The 11,959-nt window shown below is 68.1% G+C and carries 14 protein-coding genes and 1 pseudogene; 8 read left to right on the top strand and 7 right to left on the bottom strand.

Features of this window, described 5'->3' with window-relative positions:
• Window position 1: 1 nt before the first annotated feature.
• From TX76_RS06430 to TX76_RS06410, 5 genes are all read left to right on the top strand, one after another.
• Complete coding sequence (locus tag TX76_RS06430; RefSeq protein ID WP_049900575.1) at window positions 2-817, top strand: ABC transporter ATP-binding protein; 816 nt, start codon at window positions 2-4, stop codon at window positions 815-817.
• Entirely contained in the window at window positions 814-1,611 is a 798-nt protein-coding gene (locus tag TX76_RS06425; RefSeq protein ID WP_228842325.1) for an ABC transporter ATP-binding protein, read from the top strand. The genes TX76_RS06430 and TX76_RS06425 overlap by 4 nt, the downstream gene beginning before the upstream one ends.
• Window positions 1,608-2,636 (top strand): branched-chain amino acid ABC transporter permease, encoded by a 1,029-nt coding sequence (locus TX76_RS06420; protein ID WP_049900572.1) that lies wholly within the window; start codon window positions 1,608-1,610, stop codon window positions 2,634-2,636. The genes TX76_RS06425 and TX76_RS06420 overlap by 4 nt, the downstream gene beginning before the upstream one ends.
• An 88-nt stretch (window positions 2,637-2,724) precedes the next feature.
• Complete coding sequence (locus TX76_RS06415) at window positions 2,725-3,918, top strand: branched-chain amino acid ABC transporter permease (protein ID WP_049900836.1); 1,194 nt, start codon at window positions 2,725-2,727, stop codon at window positions 3,916-3,918.
• A gap of 142 nt (window positions 3,919-4,060) precedes the next feature.
• Window positions 4,061-4,927, top strand: coding sequence for an SDR family oxidoreductase (locus TX76_RS06410; RefSeq protein ID WP_049900570.1), 867 nt, complete (start codon window positions 4,061-4,063; stop codon window positions 4,925-4,927).
• 32 nt (window positions 4,928-4,959) lie between these two features.
• Here TX76_RS06410 and TX76_RS06405 read toward each other — a convergent pair whose 3' ends face one another.
• The 4 genes from TX76_RS06405 to TX76_RS06390 all read right to left on the bottom strand — a co-directional run bounded on the left by TX76_RS06405 (window position 4,960) and on the right by TX76_RS06390 (window position 6,339).
• A complete protein-coding gene (locus tag TX76_RS06405; RefSeq protein ID WP_049900568.1) occupies window positions 4,960-5,295 on the bottom strand; it encodes a GNAT family N-acetyltransferase in 336 nt (111 codons plus the stop codon).
• Window positions 5,296-5,336: 41 nt separating this feature from the next.
• A complete protein-coding gene (locus TX76_RS06400) occupies window positions 5,337-5,831 on the bottom strand; it encodes a peroxiredoxin family protein (RefSeq protein WP_049900565.1) in 495 nt (164 codons plus the stop codon).
• Between the two features lie 54 nt (window positions 5,832-5,885).
• A complete protein-coding gene (gene samp2, locus TX76_RS06395; protein WP_049900562.1) occupies window positions 5,886-6,077 on the bottom strand; it encodes a ubiquitin-like small modifier protein SAMP2 in 192 nt (63 codons plus the stop codon).
• Between the two features lie 94 nt (window positions 6,078-6,171).
• Complete coding sequence (locus TX76_RS06390; protein WP_049900559.1) at window positions 6,172-6,339, bottom strand: DNA-binding protein; 168 nt, start codon at window positions 6,337-6,339, stop codon at window positions 6,172-6,174.
• Between the two features lie 123 nt (window positions 6,340-6,462).
• Here TX76_RS06390 and larB point away from each other — a divergent pair, with 123 nt between their 5' ends.
• The 3 genes and pseudogenes from larB to TX76_RS18025 all read left to right on the top strand — a co-directional run bounded on the left by larB (window position 6,463) and on the right by TX76_RS18025 (window position 7,824).
• Window positions 6,463-7,230, top strand: a complete 768-nt coding sequence (gene larB / locus TX76_RS06385; RefSeq protein ID WP_049900556.1) for a nickel pincer cofactor biosynthesis protein LarB — start codon at window positions 6,463-6,465, stop codon at window positions 7,228-7,230.
• A 122-nt stretch (window positions 7,231-7,352) separates the two neighbouring features.
• A complete protein-coding gene (locus tag TX76_RS18030; RefSeq protein WP_195156010.1) occupies window positions 7,353-7,502 on the top strand; it encodes a DUF7563 family protein in 150 nt (49 codons plus the stop codon).
• Window positions 7,503-7,525: 23 nt separating this feature from the next.
• Window positions 7,526-7,824, top strand: a pseudogene (locus TX76_RS18025) (GIY-YIG nuclease family protein).
• 50 nt (window positions 7,825-7,874) lie between these two features.
• Here TX76_RS18025 and TX76_RS06375 read toward each other — a convergent pair.
• From TX76_RS06375 to alaS, 3 genes are read right to left on the bottom strand one after another with little or no spacing between them, the layout of a single operon-like run.
• A complete protein-coding gene (locus tag TX76_RS06375; RefSeq protein WP_049900553.1) occupies window positions 7,875-8,513 on the bottom strand; it encodes a hypothetical protein in 639 nt (212 codons plus the stop codon).
• On the bottom strand, window positions 8,510-9,103 hold the full coding sequence (locus tag TX76_RS06370; protein WP_049900550.1) for a hypothetical protein: 594 nt from the start codon (window positions 9,101-9,103) through the stop codon (window positions 8,510-8,512). Before TX76_RS06370 ends, TX76_RS06375 begins: the two co-directional genes overlap by 4 nt.
• 2 nt (window positions 9,104-9,105) lie before the next feature.
• Entirely contained in the window at window positions 9,106-11,886 is a 2,781-nt protein-coding gene (gene alaS / locus TX76_RS06365; protein WP_049900535.1) for an alanine--tRNA ligase, read from the bottom strand.
• Between the last annotated feature and the right edge of the window lie 73 nt (window positions 11,887-11,959).

Here is an 11,959-nt window from a genome sequence, read left to right as displayed (position 1 = left end):
CATGCTGAGGACCCGAGGACTCACGAAGCGGTTCGGGGGACTGACCGCGGTCGACGACGTCGATTTCGTGCTTGAGGACGAACTCTGCTCGCTGATCGGGCCGAACGGCGCGGGCAAGACCACGTTCTTCGACCTCTTGACCGGTGCGCTCGAACCCACTGCGGGGACGATCGAGCTCGGCGGCGAGGACCCGCAGGACGTGACCGGGGCAGCTCCACACGAGACCGCGGCGGCCGGTCTCCACCGGTCGTACCAGATCACAAACGTGTTTCCGACGAGCACCGTTCTCGAAAACGTCCGGATCGCGGCCCAGGCCCACGGATCGGACTCGTTCAAACTGTGGCGCAACGCCGGATCGTTCGATCGGTACGTTGACGAGGCCTACACGATCCTCGAACGCGTCGGGCTCGCCGGCGCGGCCGACACCGTGGCGTCGACGCTGAGCCACGGCGAGAAGCGCCAGCTCGAGGTCGCGATCGCGCTCGCGGGCGATCCCGACGTCCTCCTGCTCGACGAACCCAATGCGGGTGTATCGAGCGAGAGCGTCGACGAGATCATCGCGCTGATCGACGACGTGGCCGACGATCACGCCGTGTTGCTGGTCGAACACAACATGGACATCGTGATGAACGTCTCCGAGCGGGTAGTCGTCCTCCATCAGGGCGCGATCATCGCCGACGGCGATCCCGAAACCGTCCGAAACGACCCCGCCGTTCAGGAGGCGTACCTCGGCGGGTACGAACCGGGCGCGGACGACACGTCGGGCGGCGAGCGAGGCCCGAACGACACGACCGACCCGGAGGGGAGCGCGGCGTGAGCGCCGACACACAGCCGGACTCGACTGACGGCGAGATGACGGACGCCGAGGCGACGGACACCGACGGAAGTGCCGCGAGCGAGGCCGACACCGGGTCGGCACCGCTGCTCTCTCTCTCCGACGTCCACACCTACTACGGCGAGAGCCACGTGCTCGAAGGCGTCTCGCTCGACGTTCGCGAGGGCGAGGTGGTGGCGCTGGTCGGGCGCAACGGCGTCGGGAAGACCACGACGCTGCGCTCGATCCTCCAGCTCACCCCGCCGCGCGAGGGATCGATTCGATATCGCGACATGGAGTTGATCGGGCGGCGGACACACGAGGTCGCCGAGGCAGGGATCGGCTGGATCCCCGAGGAACGGCGGATGTTCGCCGAACTCACCGTCGCGGAGAACGTCCGGATCGCCGCACCGGCCGACGAGACCGAACGCGCCCGCACCACCGCTTTCGAGACGTTTCCGGATCTCGAACGATTCGCGGACCGGAAGGCGGGAACGCTTTCGGGCGGCCAACAGCAGATGCTCGCGATCGCGCGCGGTCTCGTCGGCGGGAACGATCTCCTCCTCGTGGACGAGCCGAGCGAGGGGCTCGCTCCCCAGATCGTCGCGTCGGTCGCCGAGGCGATCGCCGACGTCGCGAGCGACACCACCATACTGCTCGTCGAGCAGAACCTCCCGCTCGCGCTCGATCTCGCCGATCGGTTCTACGTGCTCGACAACGGTCGGGTCGTCGCGAACGGCGACACCGACGACGTGAGCAGCGACGACGAGGCGCTCCGGGGGTATCTCTCGGCATGATCGACGGCCCCCTCGCATTGCTCGGCGGTCCGGTCGCGCTCCAGATCGGCGACGCCCTCGGCCAGTTCCTTCAACCAAGAACCCTCGCGCGGGTGTTCGTCGACGGACTCGCGAAGGCGGCGCTCTACGTCATGATCGCCGCCGGCCTCACCCTGATCTTCGGGCTGATGGGCGTGCTCAACTTCGCGCACGGCTCGCTCACGATGATCGGCGCGTACCTCGGCGGTGCGATCCTCGTCGTGCTGGTCGGCGGAGGCGGGCCGACCACCCTCGCGCTCTTCTTCGTGACCGTGGTGGCCGTGTTCGGGCTGCTCGCGGCCTTCGGCGGTCTCTTAGAAGTGGGTCTCATCCGGCCGCTGTACGATCGCCCGCCGATCTACCAGATCCTGCTCACCTTCGGTCTGACGCTCGTGCTCGACGAGCTCGCCAGAATCGTGGTGTCGTTCTACGGACTTCAACCCATCAGCGACTGGCAGGCTGCACTCGGAACCAAACCCCCGATTCTCACGCAGTCGATCGGGCTCGGTCCGGTGAGTGTCAGCGGGCTCGCGTTGTTTCAGATCGGGTTCGGCCTCGTCACCGTGCTCGCGATCTACGCCTTCCTCACTCGAACGCGGTACGGGCTCGTCGTACGCGCAGGCAGTGAGGATAGCGAGATGGTCGACGCGCTCGGGATCGACGTCCGGCGCGTCTTCACGGTGGTGTTCGCGCTCGGCGTGGGGATCGCGGGCGTCGCGGGCACGCTACTGGCGTGGGACGCGACGTGGGGCGCGAGCGTCCCGCTGGCCTCCGAAACCCTGCTACCCGCGTTCGTCGTGGTGATCGTCGGCGGACTCGGCACGTTCCGGGGTACGGTCGTCGCAGGACTGCTCGTCGGCCTCGTCGACAGCACGATGACGTGGTGGTTCCAGAACGCGATCGAGTTCACCGGGCTGCCCGAGATGACGATCTTCCTGATCCTCGTCATCACCCTGATCGTGCGCCCACAGGGCCTGTTCGGCCTCGCGGAGGTGGGGGGCCATTAGCACCCCGACCGAGACCGAGGTGGCCGTCGAGCGGACGAGCGACAGCTGGCTCGCGCGGTACGCCCGCGAGCACGTCGCCCATCTCGTCGTGATCGTCCTCTTCGCGCTGTACCCCGGCATCCACACGCTGCTCACGATCTCGCCGGTCGGCGCGGAGGCGGTGGCGCTGCTGCCCGACGTCGAGACGATGACCGCAGTCCTCTATTTCGGGCTGTTCGCGATGAGCTTCGACTTCATCAGCGGCTACACGGGCTATCTCTCCTTCGGCCACGCCGCCTTCTACGGTGCGGGCGCGTACTTCGTCGTGCTCGCGGCCAACGGGAAGATACCCCTCGTGCCCGCGGGCACGTCGTTCATGCTGTTGCTCGTGCTCGCCGGACTGGCCGCACTCGTGCTCGCGATCGCCATCGGCGCGGTCTCGTTCCGGCTCTCGGGGGTGTACTTCGCGATGATCACGCTCGGCTTCTCCCAGGTGCTCTACGTGTTCGTCCGCGGGTGGAACTACGTCGGCTCGAACCCGCGTGACGGCGTGTTCGTCACGGGCGAGCGCGGCGGCTTCGAGATCGGCGTTCCGTTCATCGACTCGCTCAACGTGGCCATCGGCCAGCTCACGGGCGACGAGATCGAGGGGTTGTTGGGAGCGATCTCGCTGTCGGCGGGCGAGGTGTCGTACTACGCGATCGGGGGCGTCGTCGTGGTCTGCTATCTCGCGATGCAGCGGATCCTCCACTCGCCGTTCGGCCGGGTGATGGTCGCGATCCGCGAGAACGAGGAGCGCGCCCGTGCCGTCGGCTACGACACCTTCCGGTACAAGCTCGCGGCGTTCGCGGTGTCTGGCTTCTTCGCCGGGATCGCGGGCGCGCTGTTCGCCGGGTTCCAGCGGTCGGTCACGCCCGACGACACCTTCTACTTCCTGGTGGCGGGCGACGCGCTGCTCGCCTCGATCATCGGCGGGTTCGGCACGCTCGTGGGGCCGCTCTATGGCCGGCTGTTCGATGAGTCGGTCCGGGAGTTCCTCTCGACCGCCGGCGCTGGCGGCGGCCTGTTGCCCTATCTCCGCGAACACGTGCCGGCGGACGTGCTCGCGACCGAACTCGTCGGCGGGGTCACGGTCCAGGGAGCCATCGAGGCGTTTCTCAATGGGCACGCGAGCCTGTATCTCGGCCTGCTGTTCGTTCTGTTCGTGCTCTACGTCCCGAACGGGCTGTTGGGCACGCTTCGGAATCGACTGGGCGGAACGGTCGCCTCGTGGACCGCACGCCAGCTCGAACGCCGCCGCTGAACGGATCATTACCGATGAACCGACCACAGCTCACGAACCGACACGACGGGTCCATCGATCGACCCCGGACGTATCGCGACACCGACCAGCCGCCGAGCACGGCCCGTCCGTCCTCGGCGTGCGATCGAACGGAGACCACGACATGAGCACCGACGACGACTTCGAGATCGACGAACCGGAATTGACCACCGACGACCTCCTCGTGCTCGACGATCCCCGCTTCACGCCCGACACCGTGGCGATCGTCACCGGGGCGGCCTCGGGGATCGGCGAGGCGACCGCGCTCGCGCTCGCCGCGAACGGCCTCACGACCGTCGGCATCGATGTCGACGAGGAGGATCTCGACGCGACCGCGAACCTCGCCGACGACCTCGGAGTACCTGGCGAGTTCGTCGCCACACCCGCCGACCTCACCGACGACGAGGCGGTCGAACGCGCCGTCGACGGGGCCGCCGACCGTGGTGACCTCCGCTACGTCGCCAACATCGCCGGCCTCCAGCACATCGCCGCGATCGAGAACTTCCCGATGGAGCGCTACGACGTCATGCAGTCGGTGATGGTGCGTGCGCCGTTCCTGGTCGCGAAACACGCCATCCCGCACATCGAGGCAACCGAGGACGGCGTCGGCGCGATCGCGAACATGTCCTCGGTCCACGGCCACTACGCGACCCAGGACAAGGCATCGTACATCACCGCGAAACACGCGCTCCACGGGCTGACCCGCTCGATCGCCGCCGAGGGAGCGGGCAGCCTGCGCGGCTTCTCGGTGAGCGTCGGCTACGTCCTGACGCCGCTGATGGTGAACCAGATCGAGGACACCGCCGCCGAGCGAGGGATCGACGAGCGGAGGGTCGTCGAGGACGTGATGCTCGGCCAGGCGCGCACGAAGGAGATGATGACGCCCGCCGAAGTGGCGAACCTGTTCGTCTTCGGGTTCTCCGGCCACGCGAAGCACCTGAACGGCGGCGATCTACTGTTCGACGGCGGGTACACGCACACCTACGAATAGTGCAGGAGCGGAGCCGGATCGCCGGTGCTCGCTCAACCGAGACGGCCCCGAAATCGCCCCGGTTCATCGGCCGGCTCGATCGCGAACCCGAGTGATTCGTAGAACGGCCGCACGCCGCGATCGAACTCGGCGATCAGTTCGTCTTCGTCCGTCACGTAGCGCTCCGCGGCCGCTTCGACGAGGCGCGTGCCGATCGCCTGGTCGCGCCGCGCGCGCCGGACCGCGATCGCCGTGATCTCTCGACCGTCGAGAACGCACGCACCGAGCACTCGGCCGTCGGCGACCGCGACCAGCACCGCCCCGCGATCGATCGCTTCGCGAACCGCGTCCGCCTCGACCGCGAGCGCCGCACCGTCCAGCACGCCCATCACTGCCGGAAGCTCCTCGGGACGGGCCGGGCGAACCCTCGTCACGCCGCGAGCAGGTCGTCGAGTTCGCCGAGCACCGCGTCGATCGAGGGGCGGTCGGACGGCGAATCGCCCTCGTGGATCGAGTGGGCGTCGAGCGCGTCGTTGCGGGTGTCGAGAATGACAGTTTGTGGCATCCGGCCGACGAGGTCGTGGAGTTCGCCGAGCGCGCCGAACCGCGTCGGCTGGTCGTACTGCTCGCCGACCTCAGTATCGGGATCCGCGAGCAGCGGGAAGGGAAGCTCGAACGACTCCTGCCACTCGCGGGCGCGGGCCTTCGGCTCGGGCAGGATCGAGACGACGGCGGCGTTGCGATCGGCGAACTCGTCGTAACGTTCGGCGACGTCCTCTAACTGTGCTTTGCAGTTGCCACAGTGATAATCGCGCTGGAAGAGGAGCACGATCGCGTCGTGATCGGCGGCGAACGCGCCGAGCGAGAGCGGGTCGGGCCCCGAACCGGCGTTCGGGAGTTCGAAGTCGAGTTGCGCGATGGACATGGACTCCCTTGGGCGTCGCGCGACAAAGCCGTGTGGGTCAGCCGCCTTCGACGATCACCCGCCCTTGATCAGCCGGAGCACCCGAACGTGCTCGGCGTCGATTGCGCGGTCCTCGGGAACGGGCCGGCCGTCGACCAACACGGTAGCCTCGTGGGGCCCCAGCCCGACGGCGTCGAGCAGGTCGGCGTACGTCCCGTCGACGTCGATCTCGTGAGTGTCGCTCCCGACGACCTCGACCGTGACCATAGCCGAGCCAGCCCACGAGTGGTCTTGAGCGTGTCGACGCCGATCCGTGGAGCCACGGCTGGCCGGCGGAAAATACTGAGGAGGGTCGACCGACTTACAGGTCGCGCGGCTGGACCGTCTTCCGGTCGTTCTCGTCGGCGCGTCGGGCTGCGTCGTCGAGCAGGGTCGAGACTTCCTCGTCGAGTGCGTCGTAGAAGTCCGACGCGACGTTCATGTCGTTGAGCTCTTCTTTCACGGCGGCTTTGACGATCAGGTCTGCCATACGCAGCCTTGTTTCAAAGCGTTCTTTATAAACGTTCCCATAATCGTTCGATTGCGGGGTTCTCGGCGGGGTTCGTGGTCCACGAGTCGATGGGGTGTAGTGTGTCGGGCACCGATCGGGGGTATGCGCGAGACGCTCGAAGCCCTCGCGGCGGGCGAACTGTCAGTGACGGCGGCCGAGGCGCGGCTCGCGGGCTACGCGACCGGCGAGGCGGGCCGGTTCGACGCCGCCCGCGAACACCGACGTGGCGTGCCCGAGGCGGTGCTCGCCGACGGCAAATCGGCCGACGAGGTCGCGGAGCTCGTTTCACTCGCCGTCGAGACGACCGGCCACGGGCTCGCCACGCGGGTCGACCAGCCGATCGCCGACACGGTCCACGACCGCCTCGCCGCCGATCGGCCCGATGCGACCACGGAATTCGACGAACGAACGGGTGTATTCCGGGCGCGTGCGGCCGAGTACGACCCGCCCGACCTCGACGCGGTCGTCGGGGTGGTGACGGCTGGAACTGCCGACACGAAGCCGGCGGGCGAGGCTGCCGCCGCCGTGGCGGAGATGGGGGCGACGGTCGAACGGATCGACGACGTCGGCGTGGCGGGGCTTCACCGGGCGCTCGACCGACTCGACGATCTCAGGCGGGCCGACGTGCTCGTGGTCGCCGCCGGCCGCGAGGGCGCACTCCCCACCGTTCTGGCGGGGCTCGTCGACGTGCCGGTGATCGGGCTCCCCGTGGCGTCGGGCTACGGCCACGGCGGCGACGGCGAGGCCGCGCTCGCGGGCCTTCTCCAGTCGTGCACCGTCCTCACGACCGTGAACGTCGATGCGGGGTTCGTGGCGGGCGCACAGGCCGGCCTGGTGGCGCGGGCGATCGATGCGGCGCGCGACGGATAGACCGGAGTCGATCCGGCGTCCGGCGGGGCGGTAATGCGCAGCCGACGGCCGTTCGGGGAGGATATTTACCGCTCCGACCCGTATCGTGAATCGTTGACAGCCGTCACTGTCGACGAGTCCCCATGTCAGAGTGTGACCACTGCGGCGCGCACGTCTCGGATCGGTTCGAGCGCGTCTTCGCCGACGAACACGGCCGGATCTTCGCGTGTCCTGGCTGTGCGGCGAACGCGGGCATCGCCGAGGCGGCCAAGGAACGGGCGAAAAACGCTTGAGGGCGGTCCTCCGAGGGCACCGCATGCCCCATCACGTCTACGTCGTCGAGTGTCACGACGGCAGTCTCTATACGGGCTACACGACTGATGTCGACTAGCGAGGCGGCGAAGCCGCCTCGGACCATTCGAGCGGGCTGCGCCCGCGAGAAGACGCCGGGTGAGTGAGCACAACGCGGGCGAGGGCGCGAAGTACACCCGCGGTCGGACGCCGGTCGAACTCCGTCACGTCGAGACGTTCGACGAGAAGGGTGCGGCGCTCTCGCGCGAACACGCGATCAAGTGCCTCCCGCGAGCGGCGAAGGCATCGCTCGTCGAGGACTGATCGGTTCGCTGGCGGCCGAGCGAACGAGCGCGTGAGGGGTCGCTGGCGGTTCACTGCCCAGTGTGCGTGCCGAGCCGATCCGCGAGCGCGCTCGCCACACCTCTGAGCCGCTGCGTGCCCAGCGCAGCGACGAGGATCGCCCCGACGGCGTTGAACAGGAGGTCGAACACGATGTCGTCGACGCCGTACTGCGCGAGCACCGCCTCGCCGCCGACGAGGCTCGCCGCTCCGCCCAACCCGAACTCGAGGACCTCCCAGAGCACCCCGAACGCGAGCACGAACGTCAGGATGAACCCCGGCATGTATCGGGATGGGATCTCGATCTCGGCGGAGTGAACGTCGAGCGCCCGCGCGCTCGCGTACCCCGCGCCGGCGACGACGCTCGCCGAGAGAGTGTGGGTCACCGAGTCGTACCAGCCGAACCACTCGTAGGGCCCGAGCGCACCGATCGCGTGGAGGGACACCGCGCCCGTGATCCAGAGCACGAGTCCCGCGTTCATCGGCAGCCGGTACTTGCGTTCGAGCACCGCCGGCAGGAACGTGACCCCGAGCGAGACGCCGGCGTTGACGACGAGCCCGACGTTCAGCGTGACCGCCCCGTAGCAGACGATTCCGACGAGCGCCAGCTGGAGCGTCCGTGTGAGGAGTCGCAGCGACTCCTCGTCGGCGAGACGCTCGCGGAGCGTCACCCCGATCGCCTCCCGATGTCGAGCGCGCGATCGCCCGTCGAGGCGTGCACGCGCAGGTACAGCCCGAACAGCGGCCCGCCGAGGACGGCGACCGCGGTTGCGATCACGAGATCCCACATGACTCCCGGGATGTCCGTGAGATACCCCGTCCCGAACGCGACGTCCGCGACCCATTGGAGAATGGTCCAGAGACCCGCGGTCGCCATCGTCACGAGCACCACGAGCACGGCAGCGACGCGCGGAGTCATTGCGACCGACGAGAACACGTGGAGTTCGACCACACAGAGCGCCGCGAGCGCGACGACCGCGAGAGCGGTCGTGATCTCCCCGAGCACGGTTGGCACGTCGAGGAAGGCGATCACGACGGGTATCACGACGACCGCGATCGCCTCCCACGGCGGCAGCACCGACGCATCGCGGTAAGCGATGGCGGGGACGACCGCAACGGCGATCCCGGCGAGGGCGAAGCCCGTCCACAGCGGGTCGGCGAACGCGCTCCCGACCGCCGCGAGCCCGAGGACGACACAGAGCGCCCATCCGACGGCGGCGTTCCGGCGATCGTCCTCGATGATCGAACTCAGCTCCGGCATTCTCAGGCGTTCGATACCTGGCGAAGCACGTCGGGAGCCGCGTCGAGCGCCGCGTCGAGTTCCTCGACCTGGGGTCCGCCGCCCTGGGCGAAGTCCGGCGGGCCGCCGCCGCCGCCGCCGACCCGCGCGGCCAGCTCGCCGACGACGTCGCCCGCGTCGATCGCCACTCCTTCCGGTACGGCGACCACGAACTGCGCGCCCTCGGCGGCGCTCCCGACCACGGCGACCTCGCCACCCTCGACGATCGCGGTCGCGGTCGCCTGGAGCTCGTCTGGCGCGGCGTCCACGCGCTGGATGACGGCGGTCGCGTCGCCGAGATCGACCTCCTCGCCGACGCCACCCGCCGCACGGGCCTCCGCGAGCTGGGCTTCGAGGTCCTCGATGCGCTTGCCGCGCTCCTTCCATTCGGTGAAGAAGCGGTCGGCGGTCTCGGGGACCTCGCTCGGCGTGACGTCGAGTGTTTCGGCCGCCCCCGAGAGCGCGTCCTCGATGTCCTGGGTCGCCTCGATCGCCGCCTCGCCCGCCGCGAAGGCGAGCCGCTCGACGCCGTCCTGCACACGCTCGGTGTTCAGGAGCTTGATCGTGCCGATGTCCCCGGTGCGGGCGACGTGGGTCCCCCCGCAGGCCTGGACGTCCTCGGCGACGTGAATGAGTCGAATCCGCTCGCCAGGTGGGATCCCGCCCTGATAGAGGTCGAACCCGTGCTCGTCCTCGGCGTCGTGGCGGTCGGGCCACTCCTGGGTGACCGAGACGTTCTCGCGGACGATCGCGTTGGCGCGATGTTCGATCGCCTTCGCCTGCTCGCGACCGATTCGGTCGTAGTGGCGGACGTCGATCCGCGAGCGCTCGACACCTTTCTGTGCGCCGGCCTGGCGGATGTGCTCGCCGAGCACCTGTCGCGCGGCGTGGATCACGATGTGGGTCGCGGTGTGGTTGGCCATTAGCTGCCGCCGCCGCCCGCCGTCGATCCGACCGCGGACGAACTCACCAGTACCAGGGTCCTCGTCGGCGTGGTGGACGATCACGTCGCCTTCTCGTTGGACGTCCTCGACTTCCACGGTCACGTCGTCGGTCGAGAGCGACCCCGTGTCGGCGGGCTGACCGCCGCCCTCCGGGTAGAAGAGGGTGCGGTCGAGCACCACGTCGTAGCCGCCGTCGTCGCGCTCTGTGGTGTCGAGCACCATCGCCTCGAACTCCGTGCGTTCCTGATCGTCGTAGTAGAGCCGCTCCGTCTCGGGGAGGTCGGCGATCCGCTCGTCGACCGTTGTTTCGGCCGTCTCGTCCACCCCCTCGTCGCCGTGGCGCGCGGCCACGAGGCTGTAGAAATCGTCGGGCACCGATACCTCGGCACCCTTCTCGCGGGCGATCTCGGCGACCATGTCGGGCTGAATCCCGTGTGAATCGTACAGCTCGATCAGTTCGTCGGTGGGGATCGCCTCGTCGCGTTCGGCGTACTCGTCGGCGAGCTGGCGGACCCGTCGCCCGCCGCGTTCGAGCGTCTCGCGGTACTTCTCGATCTCGGTCCGGACGATATCCCGCACCGTATCCCGGTTCTCGTAGTCCAGCCGTTCGGCCTGCATGTCCACCAGTTCGTCGAGCGGTGCGTCCACGCCCACCGTATCACACAGCCGTTTCGTGCGTCGGAGCACCATCCGCGCGAGGTAGCCGGTGCCCACGTTGGAGGGAACGATCTCGTCACCGAGCATGTACGCCAGCGTCCGGCAGTGATCCGCGATGGCGTAGATGGCTTCGAGCGGTTCGAGCAGCTCGCGGAGCTCGTCGACGTCGACCCCGATCTCCGCCGCGATCGTCCCGCGGGCGCGCTCGGCGTCCTCGGCCTCGTCGATATCCATGTGACCGGCCAAGGTCGCTGCCCGAGTGACGATTGCCTCCTCGTCGTCGGTATAATCGATCCCGGCGTTCTCCTTGAGGAACTCGATCATGTCGGGGTAGATCGCCTCGTACACGGTGGGCGTGCCCTGGGAGACCCACGTCCAGCGTTCGAGGCCGTAGCCCGTGTCGACGATGTAGGTGTCCATCGGCGAGTAGGTGTTGCCGTCCTTCAGCTCGTACTCGCCGTCGGGGTCTTGCTCCATCGACATGAACACGAGCGTGGCGAGTTCGACGCCCCGATAGATGACCTCGATCGCGGGGCCGGCGTTGCCGCCGCCGACCCACGGGTCCTCGATGTAGGTGATCTCCTCGATGTCCACGCCCATCGCCTCGAAGAACTCGTCGCAGTACCTGACTGTCTGATCCTTCCAGTAGACCTCGCCCTCGTAGGCGTACTGGTCGGGATCGTCGAGCTCCTCGCGCGCGTTGAAGGCGTGGTGGGCCATCATCTCGAACGCCATCGTGTGGCGGCCGGTCTTGCCGACGTTGTCGATGTCCTGCATCCGGATGCAGGGCTGGGAGATCGTGAGCGGGTTCGCCGGCGGCGGGGTTTCGCCGCTCGTCACCAGCGGCTGGAAGTCGTAGATCGACGCCTGAGTAAGTAAAACGTCGTCACGCCACCGGTTCGCGGCCACCGGGTACGGTTCGATCCGTTCGTGATCGTGGTCCTCGAAAAAGGAGAGGAACGCCTCGCGCATCTCCTCCAGACTGTATTCTTCGTCGAGGCTCGGGTTTCCGATGAACGCGTACTCCGCACAGGGCGGCTCGCCACAGGTCTCGCGATCCTCGTCGCGCGTCCAGAAGAAATCACCGCACTCGGGACACTCCCTTCTGGTGAACCCCTCCTCCTCGAAGTACTCCAGGCGGTACTCGGCTTCGAGCGTACTCATGGTATCCCGTCATACCCGCGTTCGCCTAAAACAGTTGCGTACCGTTCACGGAGCGCCGATTCGTCGTCTCACC

The organism is Halococcus agarilyticus (assembly GCF_000334895.1).
GTDB lineage: Archaea > Halobacteriota > Halobacteria > Halobacteriales > Halococcaceae > Halococcus > Halococcus agarilyticus.
The sequence above is the reverse complement of the archived record's forward strand: the minus strand, read 5'-3'. Positions and strand labels throughout refer to the sequence as shown.

What these genes read in the sequence shown, in the direction of transcription:
- TX76_RS06430 (WP_049900575.1), top strand. Translation starts at nt 2, where the DNA reads ATGCTGAGGACCCGAGGACTCACGAAGCGGTTCGGGGGACTGACCGCG.
- TX76_RS06420 (WP_049900572.1), top strand. Translation starts at nt 1,608, where the DNA reads ATGATCGACGGCCCCCTCGCATTGCTCGGCGGTCCGGTCGCGCTCCAG.
- TX76_RS06410 (WP_049900570.1), top strand. Translation starts at nt 4,061, where the DNA reads ATGAGCACCGACGACGACTTCGAGATCGACGAACCGGAATTGACCACC.
- TX76_RS06405 (WP_049900568.1), bottom strand. Translation starts at nt 5,295, where the DNA reads ATGGGCGTGCTGGACGGTGCGGCGCTCGCGGTCGAGGCGGACGCGGTT.
- TX76_RS06400 (WP_049900565.1), bottom strand. Translation starts at nt 5,831, where the DNA reads ATGTCCATCGCGCAACTCGACTTCGAACTCCCGAACGCCGGTTCGGGG.
- samp2 (WP_049900562.1), bottom strand. Translation starts at nt 6,077, where the DNA reads ATGGTCACGGTCGAGGTCGTCGGGAGCGACACTCACGAGATCGACGTC.
- TX76_RS06390 (WP_049900559.1), bottom strand. Translation starts at nt 6,339, where the DNA reads ATGGCAGACCTGATCGTCAAAGCCGCCGTGAAAGAAGAGCTCAACGAC.
- larB (WP_049900556.1), top strand. Translation starts at nt 6,463, where the DNA reads ATGCGCGAGACGCTCGAAGCCCTCGCGGCGGGCGAACTGTCAGTGACG.
- TX76_RS18030 (WP_195156010.1), top strand. Translation starts at nt 7,353, where the DNA reads ATGTCAGAGTGTGACCACTGCGGCGCGCACGTCTCGGATCGGTTCGAG.
- TX76_RS06370 (WP_049900550.1), bottom strand. Translation starts at nt 9,103, where the DNA reads ATGCCGGAGCTGAGTTCGATCATCGAGGACGATCGCCGGAACGCCGCC.
- alaS (WP_049900535.1), bottom strand. Translation starts at nt 11,886, where the DNA reads ATGAGTACGCTCGAAGCCGAGTACCGCCTGGAGTACTTCGAGGAGGAG.